The organism is Bradyrhizobium sp. USDA 3650 (genome assembly GCF_054057395.1).
In genome coordinates this window covers 2,655,433-2,677,757 of record NZ_JBSRZG010000001.1, presented here as the reverse complement: position 1 = coordinate 2,677,757, position 22,325 = coordinate 2,655,433, and the positions used below count along the sequence as shown (strand labels likewise).

Here is a 22,325-nt window from a genome sequence, read left to right as displayed (position 1 = left end):
ATTCAGAGTGACTTTCGCCGAATCAGTTTTTCAAGGATGCCCTCTTCTGTTCGTTTGGTCATTCCGCTGGGTTTTCTGTGGAAGGAGCTGCGACTCCAATGTTTTGAAGTCCTCTTGTACCTAACCTGACAGTGAATTCCGACGTGACTTTGCAACTCACCCATGTTTAGGATGACTGTCTTCTCGCTCCAGCCATCTTCAGTAGCCGCGTATTGGCCGAACGCGCGGGTAAGAAGGCCGGGGCCAGTCGCGAGCCATAAGAAGTCCGCATCTCCACGGTTAATTGCTTCTCCAGCCAATTCCAGCGAGCGTTGGATGACTGGATGCTTAGGTGTGGCGGCAAGAAAATTGTTTCCGAGTGTACCGAAATCCTCCTGAAAGGCGACGAAATCTGCGTCAGGGTGAACGAACTCAGTTACGGCCTTCAAACAACGATCGTCCGCGTCCGCGTAAAACCCTCCGAGAGTTGAAAGGCAAGCTAGTCTGAAAATATCGGCGCGCTGTGCCGGTTCTTGTGATCGAAGATAGGCGTCGAGAATTCTGCTAGAGTGGTTTCGGCGTATAAAATCTTGTGCTGTTGCGTCATTGAATAACAAATACTCAAAACTTGGATGGTTGTCCTTCCAAGTTCTCATTAAATCCGAAATCTCTTCAGGAGGATTTGTGTCCCAATATTGTATGATCCGTGCCGGGATACGTGGGGCGTGAGATCGATAACAAGGTCTGTAGGGGGCGCGGTCGAATCTGCCGCACTGTCGAAGTGCAATCATGAGCATAATCGACGCGGGCGTGTAGTCGGGATTCTTAAGAATAAGATTACGCAACTGTGTGATCTGCTGATTGATCTCTAGCTGCCGTATCATGCGCATTTCTTCCAGAAGCTCAGCGTCGAGCGCGAACTCGTCTATCAGTTGGCCGATGTGGGTTTGGGAGATATTGGACGAATTCCCCTTGAGAATATTTTCGGTCGCGTGGATTTCTTTCTGCCGGCGCAAATGATGGCGGGCGCCATCAATATCCAGTAGTTTGAGTGTAGTTCGTGCCAACTCTGCATGAGCGCCAGCATCGTCTTTATTCGCTCTTAGCGCTTCCCGATAATGGGCGGCTGATTTTTCTAGTTGCCACCGCGCCTCGGCGAGTTTTCCTTTGAAAGTATCGATTCGCGATAACTCATGCAGCGTAGTCGCACGGAAGTTCTTCAGGGCCCCTTCGGCTGCGGAGTGGGCGCCGCTATCGAGGAAAACCTCCATTCGTTTCGTCCACAGTAGGAAATTGCCGGAGTGACGCGTTGCGTGTTCCGTGAGAAGGGAGCCTGCACCGGCCCAATCACGCAGCCGTCGATATCCGTCAATCTTAGCCGCAAGGATGTCAGGATGGTGGTTCAGGCGCCTTTCAGCCTCATCCAGCACGGCGAATGCTTCGGTCATCCGCCCGAGCTCAAACAACAACCGGCCAGCGCGAACGAACGGAGCAGGATGGTGGGGATGAGTCTCGATCCAGATGTTGCAAACCTCAAGTGAGCTTTCTAGTTCGTCAGCAATTAAGAAGTGCTCAGCGGTGTGTTCTAGCGCCCCAAAATGTGTCGGCTCCGCTTCGATCGCTCGTTGCAACATCGCAATCGATTCGCGAGGGCGGCCGAGTGCGCGAAACTCGACTGCTAGTTCGGTCATTATTTGGGCGGAGTTCGGGTACCTCTTTAGGGCAGTTTGCAATATCTGGGAAGCGGTTTGGCGGTCGCACTGCTTTCGCAGGATATAAGCCTTCTGCAAGATTGCCGTCAGATTCGCCGGGTTTTTCGTGATAACCGATTCGATGATCCCGTCCGCCTCAAGAAAATTACCGAGCTCTCTATGCTCCGCGGAAATTTCGAAGATCGCGTTGGAAGTTGGGTCAATCTTATGAGCTTCCTCGAAGCAAGAGAGAGCATCGTATCTCTTTCCCTGCTGCCGCGCTATATAGCCAAGCATTAGGTGGATTTGGGCATTTCTGGGATGATGGCCTAGCGCGGTTTTGCAAAGGTCGTAAGCGGCGCTTAGGCGAGAGTGCGAAATGAGGTGCGAAGCTAAGGTGCACCGCACGCTCACGTTGTTCGAATGAGATTGCAAAAGGTGTTCAAGTTGTGTGATTGCTTCTGAGGTCTGTCCTAGACCGCGCAGATCATTGGAAATCTCGATCTGGACTCCAATATGACCTGGGTCGATCTTTGCTGCCGCCTCGAAGGCGGCAAGGGAGGCGAGGCGGTCGCCCTGCCGTCGCTTGAGATGGCCAAGCCCAATGAGTGCGCCGGTGTTCGTGGGCTCTCGCGCGATCAGGCGCTGCAGAAGCGCCTCCGCCTCATCGAAGCGGCCAAGCTCACGCAGATCATTGGAGATCTCGATCTGGACGCCGCTATGACCGGGGCCGATCTTTGCTGCCGCCTCGAAGGCGGCAAGGGAGGCGAGGCGGTCGTCCTGCCGTCGCTTGAGATGGCCAAGCCCAATGAGTGCGCCGGTGTTCGTGGGCTCTCGCGCGATCAGGCGCTGCAGAAGCGCCTCCGCCTCATCGAAGCGGCCAAGCTCACGCAGATCATTGGAGATCTCGATCTGGACGCCGCTATGACCTGGGTCGATCTTTGCTGCCGCCTCGAAGGCGGCAAGGGAGGCGAGGCGGTCGTCCTGCCGTCGCTTGAGATGGCCAAGCCCAATGAGTGCGCCGGTGTTCGTGGGCTCTCGCGCGATCAGGCGCTGCAGAAGCGCCTCCGCCTCATCGAAGCGGCCAAGCTCACGCAGATCATTGGAGATCTCGATCTGGACGCCGCTATGACCGGGGACGATCTTTGCTGCCGCCTCGAAGGCGGCAAGGGAGGCGAGGCGGTCGCCCTGCCGTCGCTTGAGATGGCCAAGCCCAATGAGTGCGCCGGTGTTCGTGGGCTCTCGCGCGATCAGGCGCTGCAGAAGCGCCTCCGCCTCATCGAAGCGGCCAAGCTCACGCAGATCATTGGAGATCTCGATCTGGACGCCGCTATGACCGGGGCCGATCTTTGCTGCCGCCTCGAAGGCGGCAAGGGAGGCGAGGCGGTCGTCCTGCCGTCGCTTGAGATGGCCAAGCCCAATGAGTGCGCCGGTGTTCGTGGGCTCTCGCGCGATCAGGCGCTGCAGAAGCGCCTCCGCCTCATCGAAGCGGCCAAGCTCACGCAGATCATTGGAGATCTCGATCTGGACGCCGCTATGACCTGGGTCGATCTTTGCTGCCGCCTCGAAGGCGGCAAGGGAGGCGAGGCGGTCGTCCTGCCGTCGCTTGAGATGGCCAAGCCCAATGAGTGCGCCGGTGTTCGTGGGCTCTCGCGCGATCAGGCGCTGCAGAAGCGCCTCCGCCTCATCGAAGCGGCCAAGCTCACGCAGATCATTGGAGATCTCGATCTGGACGCCGCTATGACCTGGGTCGATCTTTGCTGCCGCCTCGAAGGCGGCAAGGGAGGCGAGGCGGTCGCCCTGCCGTCGCTTGAGATGGCCAAGCCCAATGAGTGCGCCGGTGTTCGTGGGCTCTCGCGCGATCAGGCGCTGCAGAAGCGCCTCCGCCTCATCGAAGCGGCCAAGCTCACGCAGATCATTGGAGATCTCGATCTGGACGCCGCTATGACCGGGGCCGATCTTTGCTGCCGCCTCGAACGCGGCAAGGGAGGCGAGGCGGTCGTCCTGCCGTCGCTTGAGATGGCCAAGCCCAATGAGTGCGCCGGTGTTCGTGGGCTCTCGCGCGATCAGGCGCTGCAGAAGCGCCTCCGCCTCATCGAAGCGGCCAAGCTCACGCAGATCATTGGAGATCTCGATCTGGACGCCGCTATGACCTGGGTCGATCTTTGCTGCCGCCTCGAAGGCGGCAAGGGAGGCGAGGCGGTCGTCCTGCCGTCGCTTGAGATGGCCAAGCCCAATGAGTGCGCCGGTGTTCGTGGGCTCTCGCGCGATCAGGCGCTGCAGAAGCGCCTCCGCCTCATCGAAGCGGCCAAGCTCACGCAGATCGTTGGAGATCTCGATCTGGACGCCGCTATGACCGGGGTCGATCTTTGCTGCCGCCTCGAACGCGGCAAGGGAGGCGAGGCGGTCGCCCTGCCGTCGCTTGAGGTGACCGGCCGCGACGCGAGCTTCGATATCTTGAGACAGATCGAGATCAGGAATGATAGCTTCCCTTGGCTCAGACAAACATACGGGCGGGTATGGTGCAATATTCAAACGGAGCACTCGACTTACCGTGGGTCATAGTCACAGTAGCCTTTTATTTTCTTGCACTTAGCTAACCTGGTTTAGTACCTTTATTGACTATGCGGCCAATAATTTCTCCGTTCAGCGACTGACTGCGATCGTTCGCATGTAACTAATCTTTCTGAGGGCATGAAGGCGAACCCATGATACCCCCTTATTGCTGCCTGAAGATACTTCGGTAAGCGTCAGCTGCCATCGGCACTTTGTTGTTATCAAAGTAGATTCTCAAGACAACGGAAATGTCTTGATATCGTTTATATTGGGCCTATCCCGATATCTTACTAACACCAAATACGTCAACGTGTGCCTTAGAGTGCTTCACGTCGTTCCCGTCTCCTCAGATTTGCCTCCGGCAACGAAATCTGCCATCCAGGGGCGGGCAATGACCACGCACAGGCTGGGCGATGGGCGAGGGATTTCAGGCGATCGTTAATCTGTACGTCAAGATGCAGAACTACGCTGCCTTGGAGGAACAGAAGTTGCACCGCTTGCAACTCCTGACCCAGTTAGGGCAAATTTCCGAGTTCACGGCGGCCCGACAGGCAATTCAACAAGACATCGATCTCATCAACCTTGCCTTCTCTAACCGACTTAAGACCGCCCAGCTGCGATACCACTTCGACACGTTCACACATCAGAAGATTGTCGGGTGGGCTTACTATCCGGAGTTTCCAACCAACCGCGCCGTACTGACCATACTTCGAAACGACACCGAGATCGCGACGGTCACGGTCAATACATTTCGAAGTGATTTACTAGTGGCCGGCTATGGCGATGGTAAGTGCAGCTTCTCACTCGATTTGCCCGCGGACATGGAGCTGACCCAAAACACAACCTTGGAAGTGAGAACCTTCGGCGGAACCACGCTCGCTCGCCGCACCATTGAGAGTGGCCCCGAGTGAGCAGCCCGCGTCGTCACTAACCAGACCATTCCCCCCATCGACAAGAGATATTCTCAGGGCCGTCGAATGTACGCTCGATTGCCTCGTAAAAACAGCGTGGACAATGTCGCCGTGAATTTACCGAACGCACTTGTCCTGTGAACTAGTCTCAACTTGCTGGGGTACTTTTACTCTGGCACACTACCCCTGTTAAGACTCTAAAATATTGGCAACATGCAGCTTCCCGTTCCGCAACAGCATGCTTCGCAATGCAAGATTTGCCAGGGTCGAGCTGAGCTTTTTGATGTTGTGGATTTCAATAAAATTTGCAGCGAAACCCTGCCCTATGCATTTGGATTACGCGGGGAACCAGTCTACTACTTCCAATGCTTGGATTGCGGGTTCATCTTTACGCGTCATTGCGACACTTGGTCCAACAGCGACTTCGCAGAACGCATCTACAATTCCGACTACAATAGGGTCGACGGAGAATATCTCGACATCAGACCAAGACGCGAGGCATCGAGGCTTGCCTCAACTTTCCCGAGAATCGGTCAACTCTTGATGCTGGATTTCGGCTCGGGCAATGGCGCGCTTTCCCGTCACTTAGCAAAGCTTGGAGTTTCCAGCGTCACCAACTACGATCCATTCTCCAGTCCGCTGCGCCCCGCCGGATGGTTTGATGTCGCCACGGCCTTCGAAGTCTTCGAGCACGCGCCGGACCCAATAGCGACTGTTCGAGACGTCCTCTCATTTATGAAGGACGACTGCGCGATCCTGTTCACCACTCTAACTCAACCGAAAAATATATGCGAGGTTCGAGGTGGGCATTGGTACATCGCCCCTAGAAATGGACACATCTCCATCTACGGAGATCGCTCTCTTGCCAAACTCGCGAAGCTCTTTGATCTGCAGTTTGCTTCTGATGGCAAATACCATGCATTTTTTCGAGGTATTCCGCCGATCAGGCTCAACGCGAGCCCGACCTTTTTCGTCGATCTTTTAGCTCCACTTTCGACCATAGCTAAGGGCTGGAGCGTAATCGAGGATTCGCATCGGTGGACTTCCGAGAGTTCAGTGAACTGGGATTTCACCTTGCCGTATGATGCCAAGGTTGTTTTCACAGTGCCGTTTCATTCGGAGATTCGCCCAGCGTTCGCTAGTGAGTGCTATGTTTTTTGCTCTGATCGCTGGGCCACTCTCGAAAAAGCACGAGGGCTTCAAAAGTACGAGCTGAGCGCAACTCTGGATCTTCCGAAGGGCGGTCATGTCGTCACGCTGCGAACGCCAGAGCCGCTGCGGCCAAGCGACCTGCATGGTTCAGCGGATAAGAGACGGCTCGGCCTTTTTGTAAGAATGGATACAGACTAGTCTCGATTTGGGCCGCTGCCTTGCGCCTCGTCGCTTTGACTTTAGCTCCAAGATTATCAACGGAACAACGCGGTTTACCTTAAACTGGGCACTGCCTTGTTACTGTCATCTTGCGCGGTTATCTCTAAAATGCCCGTGAACAACGTGAGAATTTGAGATGTCGCAATCATTTGGCTCCAATCGTGACCTGCTTCCTCAGGATCGTTCCAAAGAACTGGAGGAACAAGAGATGGTTGCCAAGATCTCCGAAGCAATTGCTCGTAACGCCGAAGCTCAAGCCCGCAACGCGGAAGCACGGGCTCGCATTGCAGAGGCAAGTGTTAAAGAGCGGAGAGCGCTGCAAGAATTGAACGAGCTTGGAAAATTGGTCAGCTGAGCAGGGAGGCTTCGGTTGCGCCGGCATAGCATGCAAGGCAGGCTGCCTCTCTGAATCATCGCCCCTGGGTGCTGGAGCGCCGCGGGTGAATGTCTAAAGGACGTTGGGCTTATATTGGGGTTTAAGTATTCGCTCTACGTTAGCGTCCTGCTCTCTGCAGCCATGCAACAGCCGGCAAGCATTTGAGCGCTTTTGGCCTGCCACTGAGTATTTCCTCCAGAAGGAGTTAGAGTCCGGCCTGAACCTGAAGTGCTCCCCAAAACTAGGCCAGCTGATGCTGGAATTTTCCGGGGTTTAGCTCATGCCGGCGGGGGCGCCGATGAGCCATTCAACAGCGATATCGGCGCCTTGTTGCCGATCGCGCTATCACGCGTTGGAGATGTCCGACGTCGAGCACCTGGGTCCGTCGGAGAAGACCGCCCGTACGTCCGTTTGCCCACTCCAGAGCGAAGGCTCGGGTTATCAGGCCCGGGCCGGTTCAAAGCCAGACCAGATCGGTATCGCCGCGGTTCATGGCCGCCGTGCCCATGTCGAGGGCGCGAACGAGGACGGGATGCACTAAGCGTCACAGCGATGAAGTCGCTATTAATCGAACTTGTCCTCCTGACCGAAATGCCCCTCACCCGATCAATCTCTGAACAGGGCTAGATTCCCATAACTTCCTCGCGACAGGAAGGGGTGATATCTGCACGCTGGTCCACCAGGTTTTCTCGTTACCATGTCGGTGCAGCTCGCGGTGGTGGGGCCGGCAGAGCGGTACGGTAAACTCGTCACTCACCTTTCGTCCGAGCGCTCGTGGTTGGGCAAACCTGATATGATGGGGATCCGAGGGCGACTGTTTGCAGATCAGGCAGGGCTGCCCCCGAACAAACAAAAGGTGGGCCTTGCTCCGCTTGCGCGGAGGCTCTTTCGGGAAGGCGAGAGCGGGAGCGGGGTGACCCACCTCTACTTCGGCCTTCTCGCTGTCAGCTACCTCTTCTGTAACGGGCTGCAGAGTGGGACCTTGATCTGCTGCTGATGAATCTTGTTTGCTGACGTTTGCTTCGCGAGAGGCCACCTCCTGGAGCTGCAACTGATAGGCTGCCTCGACGGCAGTTACGTCTGCTGCCTGAAGAGTGTTTTTGATTGGTAAGTTGATCTTGGCCCAAGCAAGCAGGTCCTCGCTCAGTACTAGGCGTTTAAGTTCGCCGAGCATGCGCGTCCGCAACTCGGCTGATTGGTGCGAATCCAGCGTCGGCGCGCGGTTCAGAACACTTTTTGTGGGTTTGCCCTTTGGTCCTTGAGCGGCTGGTGGAAGAGGAGTCGTCGGCGCGGGGACAACCAAGTCTGGCGCGTCCAGATCGTCCTCTCCGGCGATGCCGACCAATGTAAAAAGGGCGTAGCGCCGGGCATATGTGAGCGCGGCGCCCATTCGGTGAGGCGCATCGGTTTCCTTGCCGGCGCAGACTGGCCAGTCCGACGATATCCATTCCCCGGAGGAATGTGCGAGCATCGTCGTCAAACGGATCTGCCCAGTCTCAACTTCGATGCGCGTGGTCTGGATCGTCGCGATCTCCTGCTGGCTTAAAGTTTTACGGACAATATCCAGCCCGCTCGCGAGCGAAGCGTAGCGAAAACTCCGATCCGCTTCCCGTGGAAAGGGGGACTGAATCACAGCCGTGAGACTCTTTTCCGGATTGGTAAGCTGGGCCTGGGCGCGAGCCAACGCTGCCGCAATGGTGCCGATGCGCTCACTGGACTGATGCATGGCCGACCTCCGTCTGCATGGCGTCAAAGCTGATGGCGCCGGACTTCGATCGTTTGGCCCTGATGCCATGCCCGATCGCCTCCTTGGCGTCCTCCGGGACGAGCTTCTTGAGCTCTCCCTTCGCGAGTTCATGCTCGCCATGGGCATTTCGGGTTCGCAGGTAGGTTGCGGCAAGTTCCGCCCAGGAGTTCGAGCCGCACATGTCGACGACCTTCACCGCCTCCAGCCGGGGCCGGGGGGCCTCGATCCCGAACAGGACAGGGGGCTCGCCGGTCTGAACGCAGCGCCAGAACCGCTTCTCCGCGGTCAGCAGCAGGTGTTGGTAGAGCGGATCGGCAGTGACGGTGATTTCGACCCACTTGCCTCCGCCCGTGATGATCGAGAGCACGGCAGAGCGTGTCGCGACGACCCACATGTTGTGCTGCAGCTGCGCCATATGCTTTTCGGCTGCCGCCTCTTCTGAGAAATTCCACGGCAGCATGAATTTGGCTTCGAACACCGCTCCAGTCTGAGCGACGCGTCCGTCCAGGGTGGCTCCCATCCACTTATGGACGGAATGCCGCACGTGGCGCTGGACGTCACGCACGGTTTGCTGTGAGTTGCGCTCGTACCAGGTGCGATTGAGGTCTTCGGTGATGGTCCCCAGTTGGACGATGAGCTCCCGGCTGAGGTCTTGCGGCTCGATCTCGCCCCGCTTTTCGCGCCAAAGCCTGACGAGCTTGTCCTGATCCTCTCCCATGATGGTCCGGGCGTCTGACCCCCCGATGAATTCGCGCCTCTCGATGGTCTTTGAAATCGGCATGGCTTATTACTCCTGATGAAGCCAATGTGCATTTGGCACATGTGACAATGGCACAAGAGAGGGCGTGTGACAAGTGCACAACTGAGGATGGCGCGTGCTGCTTTGGGATGGACAGTTCGGGAATTGGCGGCCGCTACAGGCCTTCATCGGAATACGATCACCAACATCGAAGTAGGAAGGTACGCTGGCGATCAAGGCACCCTGACAGTCATCAAGCGAGTGCTTGAAGAGCAGGGCATTGTCTTCATTGAAGCGAATGGTGGAGGTCCCGGTGTTCGCTTCAACGACCCCGCGCAGCAGCGCGCAAAACCGCGCCCATGACGATAGCTGGCCCACGCCCTTGAGCTTGCTAGAAGCTTACCGTCGAATTCGCGGGTCCGGGTGGCGCAGCTAGGCTGATCGCCGCTGGTGTAATCCAACGTAAAAAATGGTTCATGACTTCGATAATCGGTAGCGGGACGAACTCGCTCGCAATAATCTAGCAACGATTGCGCGTCTCGTCGGATATTGCATGTCGCGGCCCAAAAAGCAGAAAGAGCCGGCGAAGCGGTTTCGCAAGCCGAATGCGATGAAGCACGGCGCGTTCTCAGCGATCGACATCCTCCCGTGGGAGAATGCAGAGGACTTCGAAAGGATCTGCACCGAGCTGACGGACCAGTATCACCCCCGCGGCCCCGTCCAAGAAGACTGCATCAGGGGCATCGCAATCCTTATGTGGCGCAAGCTACGGGTCCAGCACAAGCGATCGATCGACTTCGCAGCTGAATTCGAGCGCATTGAATATAAAGTCCTGTGGCAGCATCCATTACCACTCTCTGATACATCTTTGGACCGCGCAAAGGCATTGTTGGAAAACGCACAGGATGCTGACCGTGTTCGTACTAAAACCGAATACGAAGAGCTCTTTCATTTTAGCTCAAGCCTCTACCGGTACATCAACAGTTCGCTCGTGCTGCACATGATCAGAATGCTCCCGAAAGAATTCGCAGATCACTTGCAAGAAAAGATACCGGAAGCGAACTTTCCGGATCGTTCGGACTGGGTTGTTGCGCTGAAACGCGAGGTCGACGAAGTGCTCCTCCCGATGGTGAAGAAGCGCTACGCACTTCCAACCGGATACTACGAGGCCGCCGCAAAGCTTGCGACATCCGAGCGGATATTTGCCGATTTGGATCTCGAAGAACGTTTCGACACAGCGATTGATCGCTTGTTGAAGCGGTTCTTCAGCTTACGTATTGTTTGAGAGTGAGCCTGCCGCCGCTTGTTAGTTTCCTAAAAGGTTCGTTCTGGTGTCCCGAAGATGCGTGATCCTCTCTGCGTCCCCAGCATGACTCACGACTCGACACACCGGTTTTGAGCGCTTTTCATTTGCTTCGATGGCGAGGAACGCTAGAACTCACCACCCTCATAGCGACCGCGCCGCGAGCACAAGCTGAACCTGGAGCTCCAATCTACAATGGACTCAGGAAAGTGCCAGATCAGAATTTCCGGACGCAGCAGTCATGAACGATTGATGAAGTGTGGCCAAAGTGGAGAATCAAATGAAGGCGTTTACCATGGTGTCACTCCTTGCCATTGTTACATCTTCGTCTGTTTGCGCGCAGAGGGCAGCTGAGTCACTGCCGTAGGTCACAGTTGATTGCTACCAATCGTTCGCGAGCAAGACCCAGTTCCCTGAGCACGATGACAAGGACATTGGAATCAGCAGCGATGTTTTTGAGAACCCGCTACTACGGTACAGGCTTCAGGTTGTTGGAGAAACCATACTTAAGATTATCTTGGACCCAGATCGCCCAGCGTTTCGAACTGAGTACGGCAAGACGGTCTGGGAGATGAAGAGTGATTTCACCAACAAGCATCAGATCGTAGCTTGGAGGGAGGACAAGACCGGTGCATCGTGAGACTTTTCACCTTCGATTTTGTGGATCTATTGTTGAGCACGGTTGACATCTCACCCGCGGTTTCGATTGCCGCCGGTATCGAGCTTCACGTCATGAAATGCAGTAGCACGAGACCCTAGATGCCATTCGGCTGTATTTCCCGGCCATTGTCTCAAGGCCGCCGCGTTGATGAAGACTGCAGGTGATTGCCAAGCAGGGCGGCTCGTGTCAGGGGCGGTGTTCCTGAGATTTTCCGATGAGACTGACCTCACAAGAAGTGTTCATTGGTGCCGGCAAGCACGCCGATGGTCGAGGCTGATGGCTGACGATCCAACTCTTGGCCTAGCGGTGTTAACGGTATCCGTCCGGTGAAGGCCGCCTTGCCGAATGAGGCGTGTTGTTGAGAACTGTCCTTATGGACAGTGATAGGCGCAGCGCCCAAGTCGAACGGCTTGAGGTGGTGGACACGGGCCGGCGGCGGCGCTGGTCCGAGGATGAGAAGCTCAAGATCGTCGTGGAGAGCTTACAGGCGCCGCGCCAAGTCGCAGCAACAGCGCGGCGGTATGGCGTTTCGCGCTCATTGCTGCTGCGATGGCGACGCTCGTTTCAGCCGGAGCCGAAGGATGCCGCCGATCAACCTGGCTTCGTACCGGCGATAGTGGTCGCGGAATCAGGGCCGACACCTTGTCCAGTCGCGCCGGCCAGCAGCGGCGGGTCGATTGAGATCGAGTTTACTGCCGGGGCTCGGATGCGGATCACGGGTACGGTCGACGCGGCGACGCTGAAGGCCGCCGTGGCGGCGCTGGCAGATGGACGCCTACGGTGATCCCCATTGCGTCGGGCGTGCGGGTGTGGATTGCGACCGGCCACACCGATATGCGTCGCGGCATGAACTCGCTGGCCTTGCTGGTGCAGGAAGCGTTCACGCGAGACCCGCACGGCGGCGACCTCTATGTGTTCCGTGGCAAAAGCGGCAAGCTGATCAAGATCCTTTGGCACGATGGACTAGGCATGTCGCTTTATGCCAAGCGGCTGGAGCGCGGCCGCTTCCTGTGGCCGTCGTCGGCTGATGGCGTGGTGACAATCACCCCCGCCCAGCTTGGCTACCTGCTGGAGGGCATTGACTGGCGGATGCCGCAACGTACCTGGCGACCGCGGGCGGCTGGCTGATCGCTGGGATTTGAATCGGTGGCACGATCAGCGGTTCGGACAAAGATCGCGTCTTGTGATTCTCTGGTCGACGATGGGTGCTGATGATTCTCTTCCCGACGATGTGACCACGCTGCAGGCGATGCTGCGCGCTGAGCGAGCGGCCCGGTTGGCCGCGGAAGCCGAGGCCCAGGCGGGGACATTGCTGATCGAGAAGCTCAAACTCACGATCAAGAAACTCCGGCACGAGCAGTTCGGACAGTCCTCCGAGCGAGGCGCATTGCTGGACCAGCTCGAGCTACAGCTCGCCGACCTGGAGGAGAACGCGGCGCAAGCTGAGACCGCGGCGCAGATGGCAGCCGAGAAGATTGCGGTGCCATCGTTCGAGCGCCGCAAGCCGGCCCGCCGTCCGCTGCCGGCGCATTTGCCGCGGGAGCGCATTGTCTATCCGGTGCCTGCCACCTGCCCATGCTGCGGCGACAGCCGATTGCGCAAAATTGGCGAGGACGTGACCGAGACGCTGGAGCTCGTTCCGCGCCGGTGGAAGGTGATCCAGCACGTGCGCGAGAAGCTCGTCTGCCGGGCCTGCGAAGCGATCACTCAGCCGCCGGCTCCATCGCACCCGATTGCGCGCGGGCGTGCAGGGCCCAAGCTGCTGGCCCATGTCCTGTTCGCCAAGTACGGCCTGCACCTGCCGCTTCATCGTCAGAGCGACGTCTACCAGCGTGAAGGCATCAACCTCGACGTATCGACGCTCGCGGACTGGGTAGGTGCCTCCGCGGCAACCCTGATGCCTCTGGTCGATGCGATCCGGAGCCACGTCTTTGCAGCCGAGCGCATCCACGCGGATGACACCACGGTGCCGGTCCTGGCCAAGGGCAAGACCCGGACCGGACGGCTCTGGACTTACGTGCGCGACGACCGTCCGTTTGCCGGCCCAGATCCGCCGGCGGCCGTGTTCTTCTACTCGCCCGATCGTGGCGGTGCGCATCCGGAGCAGCATCTCGCGGGCTATGCCGGACTGATGCAGGCCGACGCCTACGCCGGCTTTGGCAGGCTCTACGAGGCCAATCGCAAGGGCGGTCCGATCATCGAGGCCGCGTGCTGGGCGCACGGCAGGCGCAAGTTCTTTGATCTCGCGCGGCTCAGCAAGGCGCCGATCGCGGCCGAGGCGGTCAAGCGCGTCGATGTTCTGTTCGCCATCGAGCGCGAGATCAACAGACTTCCTGCGCAGGAGCGTTTGCGTGTGCGCCAGGAACGTAGCCGCCCTTTGATCGTCGAGTTGGAGGCGTGGTTGCGCGAGCAGCGCGCCAAGCTCTCCAGGAACAACGACACGACCAAAGCGATCAATTACTGCCTCAGCCGCTGGGGTGCATTTAGCCGCTTCCTTGATGACGGACGGCTTTGCATGTCGAACAATGCTGCTGAGCGTGAGCTACGGTCGGTCGCCGTGGGACGAAAAAATTGGACCTTCGCCGGGTCGGATGAGGGCGGCCGGCGTGCGGCTGCCATCTACAGCCTCATCGCCACCGCCAAGCTCAATGACATCGATCCACAGGCTTGGCTTGCCGACGTGCTGGCCCGTCTCCCGGATCATCCCGCCAAGCGCATCCACGAACTCATGCCCTGGAATTGGCGATCTCAGAACCTCGCTCACGCCGCATAAGCGCGGTCAGCCATCCGCTCAAGATGCCTAACCAGGGGCCATCACCGGATGCGTACTGTTAACGCCGTACCCACGCTGGTTGTTGGGCACGAGCACAATACAGACGAGGGTCCCCGCCGGATGGTGGGGGGCATCGCCGAAAGCGTCACTACTCCGGAGATCGACTTGGGAGCCTGAACCGGCTAGAACGATTCGCGGGGCCTCCTTTGGCAAGGAGCGGCTTCATGATGACTTTTCCTCGCACTGCGTGTTTTGCATTCACTGTCGGACGGCGTAATTGCGGTTGCATTTGCTGCCATCCCGAAAACCGCGACATCTTGCGGGACAGCGCCAAGTCAATTAAGCCGGTCGCCTTGCGTGCGCTGCAAGTGCTTAAGCCGGTCGCGGATATCTAAGCTTTGCGCCTGTGAGCAGGGGGATCCTGTGCGGAAAGCGATCTTGGCGGGTGCCACAGCGCTCGCCGCTTTTGCGGGTGATGACGACGTCACAGGCGCGACAAATGCGTGCGCAGCAAAGTTGTATTCAACGTTTGATCAGAGGAAATTCGATCAATGCGTCAACGCGTGCATTAAGTGCGAGACCGGTGTCATGACGACGTCTTCGACATCATGCAGGCTCAAAGGCGCCCGTTAGAGCGGCGCACGTATGGTACCGGATTGTTTGTCCAGCAGCGTTTACAACCGTTGTTGATTTGCAAAATTGCGACATTCCTTCTAAGCCGCCAAAAGCGTAGCCTCAGCGGCGAGACCATCGCGATAGCAGGGAAGAGTATGAACCTGCGAGGTGAGGGCGGCAAGTTCGGTAGCGCCCATGTAGTGCGCGCGATGTTCGGAATATGGTCGTGCCCAGTCACCTCGCCTTCTCGAGGCAAAGAGTACCCTTAGAGCGGCGTGCACTGTTCGCAAAGCTGCAGAAGCGGGCGTGAGGCACAGATGGGAAATTTACAAATCGAAGCCAATCGTAGAAATGCCAAATGGAGCACAGGTCCCAAATCGGTGTCCGGCAAGGCCCGCTCCAGCGCCAACGCGCTTCGCCATGGACTGTCACGACGGGAGACGAGCAAAGGTTCGTCAATCGAGCGCATCTGCTTGTCGATCATCGCCGCTCTTGGTATCAAGGCGACCGCGGATATCGCCCGCCAAGATCCATCAACTTCGCTTTGACATGCTGACTGCGCTATGACCTTGCTCGAACAGGTCGATGCAGAGAGTTTGCGCTGCCTCGAGCGCTACGAGCGGGCGGCGCTTACAAAGCAGAAACGGGCGCTTCGCGGTTTGGCCAAAGCGCAGACGTGATCCGCGAATAGGTCGGTTCCAGCTTCTCGTCGCGGCGCAGGACGTCAATTGGCTCCTGCAAGCGGCGGGCACTGCAGCTTATCCGCGTTTTCAAACCTTCTACATTAAACCACGTCTGCCAGTTTTTAATCCAGCCGATTGGGCAGCGTTCGCTCCGCCTGGGACCCAGCACCATCCAACAGCACCCGGCCCCGAGTTGCGCGCGAACGAAAGGAAACGCTTTGTTTCAAGGCACTAAGCGTTGATTGCGCAGTTGCACCACCGAGGGAGCAGCGCGGCCGCTGCGGCCAAATTGCTTCCCACGCTGGAGACGCGCAACGGCTCCATTTATAAGGATTTAATTCGTTTTAAATCGACGCTCGACGCTGGATGTCTGAGGCCCAATTTTCGCCAAACTCGAAGCCATTTTTAGCTTCGGGGCAGGACTAACCCGTAGGAGTCCTGCATATGTTAAGCCGAGTTTTTGTCGCGTTTGTCTTGGTCATTGTCGGGGCCACCGCTTCAGAAGCGCGCCGTTTAAATTTTAATAAAGCGCCTGAGTGCAACGTCACGATGCCCTGCGACTTTTCGTTTTCGCAACCATATCAATTCAGCAATTCACGACGATCGCGGGCGCTTCGGGTGGCGCGCGCTCGGATGTCGTATGCTGAAGCCACGGTAGACAGAGGACAAGTCGTTGGTAGCCGGCCGGCAGGCTGCCCTCGCGCCTTCTGCGGATGCGGTGCATCCATCAAGGTGTTTGGTCGCATCGTGCCGGACTTAAATCTCGCGTCCAATTGGCTACGATTTCCTCGCGCAACGCCGGCTCCGGGAATGGTTGCCGCGCGGCATGGTCACGTGTTTGTCCTAGAGCAGCATGTTAGCGGCGACGTATGGATGGCATACGATGCCAACTCGGGAGGAGGCGCCACGAGAATCCACGCGCGTTCTCTACGAGGTTATACGGTCGTCAATCCTCGCGCCTGAGGTGATCGCACGCCGGTGGGGCGTTTGAACAACGGCCCTCCGGCCGAGCGGCGACAGCAGCTATCAGCAGCCTAACCTTCTGCCTCCTTCGCGTGACTACCCGCGGATGGATGTCCGGGGTAGGCCAGACCGCGATGGGCGAGAGCGGGATCTCCTTCTTGCCGGTAGTTGACTTGCGAGGCGCATTCTCTTCGATATCGGGCAGGCGAAGAACGGGCGCAGCGCATGGATCAGCCGCACGGGTCGGGACGGCCTAACAAGGCATCGGCTTCAACATGCTTCGGCATCGATAACCTCGCCATCTGCTGAAGCCGATCCCAGCATATTCCTCGTCCTACAGCGGGCGAATGCACACGGGAATTACGCATTTGCAATTATCCTTGATCCACGAGCCGTCAACGGAAGCATACGAGCGAGCCTCATGCTAGGGCGCTCGATCGCAAACCACATGGCGAAGGCGACCATAATGGAGAGTATGAGTGCGGCTCCATAGGAAGCAATTTCTTTGCCTAAGCCGTTACCTGGAAACCTCGGCGCAATCCGGAACGTGGCTCCCACTACGCGATCATGGATCAAGTATAGTGAATAAGAAATCATTCCGAGAAATTGCAGGGCTCCCCAGTTGCCGTATGTTTCCAGTTTTCCGCAATGTCCTAACAAAAGAATGAAGCAGGCTGTCCCGACGCATGCTGACATAAATAGGTCGTGCCCAGTAAAAGCGAGCACAGCAAGACAGCCCGCATAGGCGAGAAACCAGCCTAATCGCGATCGGTCCTTCCAGCTTACATAAGTCACAACTCCCAATAGGAAACCGTACCACTGCGTGGTGAACAGCCCATTCCAGATCGCGAACTGGCTGAGCGGGATGCTCAGGACAAAGGCGGCAATCAGCGTGTTCCTCGATTTGCAAAGCAAGAGCAGCGCGAAAACGACATAAAACTGCATCTCAAGGCAGAGCGTCCAGAACACGGTGGCGATGGCCGGCATATCCAAGAGATCTTGGGCGTATAGAAGATGGGCACCGATCTGCATCGCGGTAAACGGTGGTTCGCCCTTTATCAGAACCGCGACACATCCAACCGCGATAGCAAACCAATAAGAGGGATCGAGACGCAGGGACCGCCTCAACATGAAGCGGGCAGCCATCCCCCGCGTCAAATCGACAGAAAGCAGCGAGTGCGAGATCACAAAGCCACTTAAGACAAAGAAGACTGAGACGCCAAGATTGCCGTGGTTAAGGGGCCACTGGACTAAATTGGGCAGCCTGTCATGCAGCAGCGGCGTATGACCTCCTGCAAAGGCATGAAAGAACAAAACGCTCAATGCTGCTATACCTCGGAGCGCATCAATAAGAGTAAATCTCATAACCGCCTCGGCCCCCTCGAGCCCCGCGGCCGGTGTTGCCGGAGACCAATTGATGGTTGGTGCCAGTGGATTGACCTTGATTACCTCGGTCTTGGTTGTCGCCGCGCTGAGATTTCCTTCGTCGCTCTCAGTCACCGCGCGGTGACGTCTGGGAATGGCTTCTGCGCCGCGCACGGCGAACAGGCTTCGAAACGCATTACGAGAAACCGACGGCTTGCCCATCGCAATGTCTCCTAAAATCGATTTTAAATAATTGGAGTATTCTGCGGATATCAGGAGGCAAACGCTAGTTAGAACTTCAGGAATGGTCTTGGCTCCGGAAATGCGTCAGCGAAGCTCACGCATTCTTGTGGGAGTAGCGGATTGCGGCGACCTCCAACGGCCGCTAGGGCGTCCATTCATCCGCCGAGCATTACCGCGTGTGTATCGATCTCGCGGCATAGATACCGCTGGAAAGGCGATTCTTCTCTAAGCAAGCTTGACTTGCCTTGTCGGCGGTCGCGCCGGAAGGCGATACGGCTCCAATGCCGGTCTGTCGATTTGTACTGGACAGGGCAGTGGATCCCGATCGCGCGTTGAAGTGGCTGAGATCAAGTACCTGGGTTCGCCGGAGGAGCCCGCCTGGACGTTGCCCTGCCCACTCCAAAGCGAACGCTCGTGTCAGCAGAGCTGGGCCGGTTGAAAGCCAGATCAATTCTGTATCGCCGCGGTTCATGGCCGCCGCTCCCCTCTCGAGCGCGCGAACGATGACAGGATGCACTGATCGTGACAGCGATGAAGTCGCTGTCTGTGGTACCGTTTCCTCCTGACCGAAATGCTCCTTACCCGAGCAATCTCTGCACAGGACTAGATCCCATAACTTCCTCGCGACAGGAAGCGGGGATATCTGCACGTTGGTCCACCAAGTCCTCTCGTTACCATGTCGGTCCAGCTCGCGGTGGAGGTAAATTCGTCACTTACCTTTCGCCCAAGCGCTCGAGGTTGGGCGAACCTCAGGTGGTGGGGGTCCGATGGCGACTGCTTACAGATCAAGCAGGGTTGCTCTCGAACAAACAAGAGGTGTGCTTTGCTGCGCTTGCGCGGGGGCTCTTTCGGGAAGGCGAGGGTGGGAGCGGGGTGCCGGGTCTCCACTTCAACTACTTCGCTGTCTACGTCCGCTCTTGCGATGGGCTCCAGCGGACGAAGTTGATCTGCTGCTGACGAGTCCTGATTGCTGGCGTTTGCTTCGGGAGAGGCCGACGCCTCAAGCCGCGACCGATAGGCGGTCTCGACGGCAGTTGCGTCCGCTGCCTGAAGAGTGTTTTTGGTCGGTAAGTTGACCTTTGCCCAAGCAAGCAGGTCCTCGCTCAGCGCTAGGGGTTGAAGTTCGCCTAGCAAGCGCTCCCGCACTTCGGCTGATTGGCACGAATCCAGTGTCGGCGCGCGGTTCAGAACACTTTTTAAGGGTTTACCTTTTGGTCCTTGAGCGGCTGTGGCAGAGGTGCCGTTGGAGAAGGGACAACCAGGTCTGGCGCGTCCAGATCGTCCTCGCCGGCAATGCCGACCAGGGTAAAAAGGGCATACCGACGAGCATATGTGAGCGCCGCGCCCATTCGATGGGGCGCGTCGGTCTCCTTGCTCGCGCGGACAGGCCAGTCCGACGATATCCACTCGCCGGAGGAATGCGCGAGCATGGTCGTCAGGTGGATCTGGCCGGTATCAGCTTCGATGCGCGTGGTTTGGATTGTTGCGATCTCCTGCTGGCTGAGGGTCTTGCGGACGATATCCAGCCCGCTCGCGAGCGAGGCGTAGCGGAACGTTCGATCCGATTCCCGAGGGAAGGGGGACTGAATGACGGCGGTGAGCCTTTCGTCCGACCGCTACTTTAAGCGAGGCTTCGCTTCCTGGCTTTTCTTCCCCGCATCTCCGATCGATTGAAGATGCGCTACTCAATCTGATTGAGTTGAACCAGACCTTCGGTCTAGCAGGTTTGGAACGTGAGCAGGAAGTTCGCCAGAGATCAGAAGCCCTGCTCGATTCATCGTCTATGCATCTTGGTCGCAAGAAACTTGAACAGCGAAGGCTTCGTGTCGGCGGGCAATGGCGGAGGCATGTAGTTGTCGCCGACCACGTCGACCAAACTCCGCATGCCATCGGACCAACCGAGTAGCTCAATCGTTGAGCGGCAATCGAGGCGTTTATCCTGAGCCCATCCCTCCATGAGGTCAGCTAATCCGGATAGTTCTTCGCCCGAAAGCGTAGCCAAATGAGAGACGGATGGCGTCGCGTAACAGTGTCGTATGGCTTCGGCCTCAGACGTGCTGATTGTCCGCTTGATTTCGGCTCGACCGACGACCGAACTCAGAATGTCACCAGAGAGTCGCCACTGCCTCCTTCTTCTAACCACCCGATGAAATTCGCTGCCGCGTGCGAGGAAGTGATCCATCTGATCGAGGAAGCCTTGCTTGCACTCGCGATGCGCGAAAGGGAATGCCGCGACCAAGCACGCGTATTGCCTCGCGCAGTCGAGTATTGTCTCATCAGTATCGAGAGCTGAACCTGGCATCGTTATGCTCGAATCGAAAACAGCTCTTGTGGAATTGTGGCTAGTGAGCTGGCATAAGAGATGGTCGGTCCCTTCTTATTTTCTAGGGACGGCCGTGCCTAAATTGCAGTGGCACGGCCCCCGCCTTGGGAAGGCGAGGGCCGCATTGTTGCTCCGACCAGGGGGCGGCTCGGAACGGCTTGGCGATGCTGGATGGGCCCTGTTGTTCCTTAAAACCGAAAGTTTTCCTCCGTTCAGGGCGCGTCATTGAGGTCTCTCCCTCCGTGCGGCCTCGCCAGTCCGCCAGATCTTGCAAATGCACATTCTTATGCAGGCAGCAAAAGGGGAGTGGCAACAAACCTTCGATCCAAGCGTTAGGTTCGCTCGGTCCTAATCGAGGTCAGAATGGAAGACTCCCAAGCTCCGGCCCGCGTGCGCCAATCGGCACTTCCGTGGGTGATCGTTGCTCTCGTGGTGTTCGCGGGCGTCGCAAGCGTTATTTGGATGAACAACAGGATTGAGGCGCTCGAAGCCGCGAATGCGCCCCATCAGGTGCTGAACGGTGACGAGACGCAGCACACCCTAGCGGCCCTCCAACAAAGTGTGAACGACATTAAGAACGGTCAAACGACGTTGGCCGACCAAGTGAGCCAGCTTCAACGCCGGATTGCCGCAGAACAAGGAGAACGCAAGCTTCTCTCCGATCAGCTCGGTTCGATCAGCGGTCGGGTAGATGCTCTCTCTTCGTCGAATGCCGAGGTAAATACCAGTCCACAGCAACCTCAAAGGAACAGACGAAGCAAACATTAGGCGAGTAAATGCTATCGGCCGATTGACGAAACAGGCATCAAAGTGGGCCAGCCTTTGCACCGTAGCGGTCGGGCAAGTCTTCCCCACCGACAGGCCTGGCTGCTTTCCAGAGCATCGGTGGTCATGGCGAAAGTCCGACGCACCCTCTTAGGGCCATCCATACGCGCGTCCGTACAGAAATAAAGGCCTCCCAGAGTTTCGCGAACCACGGCATCATCAAAAGCTTCGGCTTGACGATTTGGAAAAGCCGCTCGACCAGCAGAAGGCTGAGCGCATAGCAGACGACGATCATCGCCGTGCCGGCGATCCAGTGGCCCTTTCCCGCCACGGCCACCGCGACAAGCTTCAGAGGTTCGACCGTCGCCGTCGGAAGCGCCAGCAGAAACAGCGAGGGATAAGGTCCGAGTCGCTCGATCGACCGTCTCAAGCTCATGGAAGGCTCTTGAGCGAGAACCGCCGTGACCCGCCTATTGTTCCCTGCTACGGAACATCTGGCGATTATTCTGGTGAAGCACTTGCGCCAGACTGCATTGCCTGTGTCGTCGGCCACCACCAAGGGCGACTGCGCGGCAAGGGCTACGCCTAAGCAGGTGGATCGCTCTGATAGTTGAGAAGATGCAGCAGAATATAGCGAGCGGGACAATCAACATATCAATCGCATTGACCCAGCCGTAGCTCTGATGGCGAAATATCAGATCGGCTATGAGAGCAGATGCTGGCATCGAGAGTAGTAGGAGGCCGGACAGCAGGCTGTATCTACCGCGCGGGTTAGACGTCGAATTTCGGGCAGATTGATTCCGAAGAATCATATTTAATTCTTGTGATTGGTTGTCGTTCGACATTCTATCGGGCGCAGATGCGACCGAATGAGGAGCTTTCCTCCACGGAACAGCCCAATCTTGGTAATCTGCTGATCGATGCTGGACGTAAACTTGGTGCGGCGCTGAAGGACCGGAGTATTGGCCGTCGGCTTGGTGACATTAACGAGACTAATCGATGCGCGTGCCATGATGGACTCCTATTGTGATCAATGGAGCGGCCGTCCTCTAAACTTGCACTCTGGGCAACGGTGATACCGGAGCGAATACCCGAAGCCCGGCTATCAGCTTGAAATATCGGAACCTTTCTCGTGGTGAAAGATCGCGCGATGGAAGCACGGCAATGTCAGCTCAGGTGACTAATCGGACTTTCCCGCTCTCGGTGGTCGCCGTTGAACTACCCGCAGCGGACGACTGCTCTTCAGCAAAATGCTGCCGGG

At 57.4% G+C, this 22,325-nt stretch carries 18 protein-coding genes; 11 read left to right on the top strand and 7 right to left on the bottom strand.

Features of this window, described 5'->3' with window-relative positions; all coding sequences use genetic code 11:
- Positions 1-2: 2 nt before the first annotated feature.
- Positions 3-4,205 carry a tetratricopeptide repeat protein gene (locus tag ACVIN2_RS12465; protein WP_456765824.1) on the bottom strand — a complete coding sequence of 1,401 codons (4,203 nt, stop codon included), beginning with the start codon at positions 4,203-4,205 and terminating at the stop codon, positions 3-5.
- A 434-nt stretch (positions 4,206-4,639) separates the two neighbouring features.
- Between ACVIN2_RS12465 and ACVIN2_RS12460 the strand changes: the two genes are divergently transcribed.
- The 4 genes from ACVIN2_RS12460 (at position 4,640) to ACVIN2_RS12445 (ending at position 7,425) form a co-directional block, all read left to right on the top strand.
- Positions 4,640-5,137, top strand: coding sequence for a hypothetical protein (locus tag ACVIN2_RS12460; protein WP_456765823.1), 498 nt, complete (start codon positions 4,640-4,642; stop codon positions 5,135-5,137).
- A 213-nt stretch (positions 5,138-5,350) separates the two neighbouring features.
- Positions 5,351-6,487: a class I SAM-dependent methyltransferase gene (locus tag ACVIN2_RS12455; RefSeq protein WP_456765822.1), complete on the top strand. Its 1,137-nt coding sequence runs from the start codon at positions 5,351-5,353 to the stop codon at positions 6,485-6,487.
- A 157-nt stretch (positions 6,488-6,644) separates the two neighbouring features.
- Positions 6,645-6,863, top strand: coding sequence for a hypothetical protein (locus ACVIN2_RS12450; protein WP_456765821.1), 219 nt, complete (start codon positions 6,645-6,647; stop codon positions 6,861-6,863).
- Between the two features lie 379 nt (positions 6,864-7,242).
- The gene (locus ACVIN2_RS12445) at positions 7,243-7,425 is read left to right on the top strand and encodes a hypothetical protein (RefSeq protein WP_456765820.1); all 183 of its coding nucleotides are present in this window, start codon (positions 7,243-7,245) and stop codon (positions 7,423-7,425) included.
- A 57-nt stretch (positions 7,426-7,482) separates the two neighbouring features.
- Here ACVIN2_RS12445 and ACVIN2_RS12440 read toward each other — a convergent pair whose 3' ends face one another.
- Positions 7,483-8,610, bottom strand: a complete 1,128-nt coding sequence (locus ACVIN2_RS12440) for an ERF family protein (RefSeq protein WP_456765819.1) — start codon at positions 8,608-8,610, stop codon at positions 7,483-7,485.
- On the bottom strand, positions 8,594-9,412 hold the full coding sequence (locus ACVIN2_RS12435) for a YqaJ viral recombinase family protein (RefSeq protein WP_456765818.1): 819 nt from the start codon (positions 9,410-9,412) through the stop codon (positions 8,594-8,596). Before ACVIN2_RS12435 ends, ACVIN2_RS12440 begins: the two co-directional genes overlap by 17 nt.
- An 87-nt stretch (positions 9,413-9,499) precedes the next feature.
- Here ACVIN2_RS12435 and ACVIN2_RS12430 point away from each other — a divergent pair, with 87 nt between their 5' ends.
- The 6 genes from ACVIN2_RS12430 to ACVIN2_RS12405 all read left to right on the top strand — a co-directional run bounded on the left by ACVIN2_RS12430 (position 9,500) and on the right by ACVIN2_RS12405 (position 15,270).
- Positions 9,500-9,733 carry a helix-turn-helix domain-containing protein gene (locus ACVIN2_RS12430; protein WP_456769704.1) on the top strand — a complete coding sequence of 78 codons (234 nt, stop codon included), beginning with the start codon at positions 9,500-9,502 and terminating at the stop codon, positions 9,731-9,733.
- Between the two features lie 190 nt (positions 9,734-9,923).
- Positions 9,924-10,655, top strand: a complete 732-nt coding sequence (locus tag ACVIN2_RS12425; protein ID WP_456765817.1) for a hypothetical protein — start codon at positions 9,924-9,926, stop codon at positions 10,653-10,655.
- A gap of 1,052 nt (positions 10,656-11,707) precedes the next feature.
- On the top strand, positions 11,708-12,118 hold the full coding sequence (gene tnpA, locus ACVIN2_RS12420) for an IS66-like element accessory protein TnpA (RefSeq protein WP_456765772.1): 411 nt from the start codon (positions 11,708-11,710) through the stop codon (positions 12,116-12,118).
- Positions 12,115-12,462 (top strand): IS66 family insertion sequence element accessory protein TnpB, encoded by a 348-nt coding sequence (gene tnpB, locus ACVIN2_RS12415; RefSeq protein WP_456765771.1) that lies wholly within the window; start codon positions 12,115-12,117, stop codon positions 12,460-12,462. The genes tnpA and tnpB overlap by 4 nt, the downstream gene beginning before the upstream one ends.
- 73 nt (positions 12,463-12,535) lie before the next feature.
- Entirely contained in the window at positions 12,536-14,107 is a 1,572-nt protein-coding gene (tnpC, locus tag ACVIN2_RS12410) for an IS66 family transposase (protein ID WP_456769703.1), read from the top strand.
- A gap of 932 nt (positions 14,108-15,039) precedes the next feature.
- Positions 15,040-15,270, top strand: a complete 231-nt coding sequence (locus ACVIN2_RS12405) for a hypothetical protein (RefSeq protein ID WP_456765816.1) — start codon at positions 15,040-15,042, stop codon at positions 15,268-15,270.
- A gap of 1,458 nt (positions 15,271-16,728) precedes the next feature.
- Here ACVIN2_RS12405 and ACVIN2_RS12400 read toward each other — a convergent pair.
- The 3 genes from ACVIN2_RS12400 to ACVIN2_RS12390 form a co-directional block, all read right to left on the bottom strand.
- Positions 16,729-17,955, bottom strand: coding sequence for an acyltransferase family protein (locus ACVIN2_RS12400; RefSeq protein WP_456765815.1), 1,227 nt, complete (start codon positions 17,953-17,955; stop codon positions 16,729-16,731).
- Between the two features lie 624 nt (positions 17,956-18,579).
- A complete protein-coding gene (locus ACVIN2_RS12395) occupies positions 18,580-19,122 on the bottom strand; it encodes a DUF968 domain-containing protein (RefSeq protein ID WP_456765814.1) in 543 nt (180 codons plus the stop codon).
- Positions 19,123-19,172: 50 nt separating this feature from the next.
- Positions 19,173-19,496: an ERF family protein gene (locus ACVIN2_RS12390; protein ID WP_456769702.1), complete on the bottom strand. Its 324-nt coding sequence runs from the start codon at positions 19,494-19,496 to the stop codon at positions 19,173-19,175.
- A 1,166-nt stretch (positions 19,497-20,662) separates the two neighbouring features.
- On the opposite strand from ACVIN2_RS12390, the gene ACVIN2_RS12385 reads away from it, so the two are divergent.
- Complete coding sequence (locus tag ACVIN2_RS12385; RefSeq protein ID WP_456765813.1) at positions 20,663-21,067, top strand: hypothetical protein; 405 nt, start codon at positions 20,663-20,665, stop codon at positions 21,065-21,067.
- Between the two features lie 121 nt (positions 21,068-21,188).
- On the opposite strand, the gene ACVIN2_RS12380 is transcribed toward ACVIN2_RS12385, so the two are convergent.
- Positions 21,189-21,500: a hypothetical protein gene (locus tag ACVIN2_RS12380; RefSeq protein ID WP_456769701.1), complete on the bottom strand. Its 312-nt coding sequence runs from the start codon at positions 21,498-21,500 to the stop codon at positions 21,189-21,191.
- Positions 21,501-22,325: the final 825 nt, after the last annotated feature.

Bases quoted from the DNA above. Each gene is read 5' to 3' on its own strand.
- ACVIN2_RS12430 (WP_456769704.1), top strand. From the start codon at position 9,500: ATGGCGCGTGCTGCTTTGGGATGGACAGTTCGGGAATTGGCGGCCGCT.
- tnpA (WP_456765772.1), top strand. From the start codon at position 11,708: ATGGACAGTGATAGGCGCAGCGCCCAAGTCGAACGGCTTGAGGTGGTG.
- ACVIN2_RS12405 (WP_456765816.1), top strand. From the start codon at position 15,040: ATGGGAAATTTACAAATCGAAGCCAATCGTAGAAATGCCAAATGGAGC.
- ACVIN2_RS12440 (WP_456765819.1), bottom strand. From the start codon at position 8,610: ATGCATCAGTCCAGTGAGCGCATCGGCACCATTGCGGCAGCGTTGGCT.
- ACVIN2_RS12435 (WP_456765818.1), bottom strand. From the start codon at position 9,412: ATGCCGATTTCAAAGACCATCGAGAGGCGCGAATTCATCGGGGGGTCA.
- tnpC (WP_456769703.1), top strand. From the start codon at position 12,536: ATGGGTGCTGATGATTCTCTTCCCGACGATGTGACCACGCTGCAGGCG.
- ACVIN2_RS12450 (WP_456765821.1), top strand. From the start codon at position 6,645: ATGTCGCAATCATTTGGCTCCAATCGTGACCTGCTTCCTCAGGATCGT.
- ACVIN2_RS12455 (WP_456765822.1), top strand. From the start codon at position 5,351: ATGCAGCTTCCCGTTCCGCAACAGCATGCTTCGCAATGCAAGATTTGC.
- ACVIN2_RS12445 (WP_456765820.1), top strand. From the start codon at position 7,243: ATGTCCGACGTCGAGCACCTGGGTCCGTCGGAGAAGACCGCCCGTACG.
- ACVIN2_RS12385 (WP_456765813.1), top strand. From the start codon at position 20,663: ATGGAAGACTCCCAAGCTCCGGCCCGCGTGCGCCAATCGGCACTTCCG.
- ACVIN2_RS12425 (WP_456765817.1), top strand. From the start codon at position 9,924: ATGTCGCGGCCCAAAAAGCAGAAAGAGCCGGCGAAGCGGTTTCGCAAG.
- ACVIN2_RS12460 (WP_456765823.1), top strand. From the start codon at position 4,640: ATGGGCGAGGGATTTCAGGCGATCGTTAATCTGTACGTCAAGATGCAG.
- ACVIN2_RS12380 (WP_456769701.1), bottom strand. From the start codon at position 21,500: ATGAGCTTGAGACGGTCGATCGAGCGACTCGGACCTTATCCCTCGCTG.
- ACVIN2_RS12400 (WP_456765815.1), bottom strand. From the start codon at position 17,955: ATGGGCAAGCCGTCGGTTTCTCGTAATGCGTTTCGAAGCCTGTTCGCC.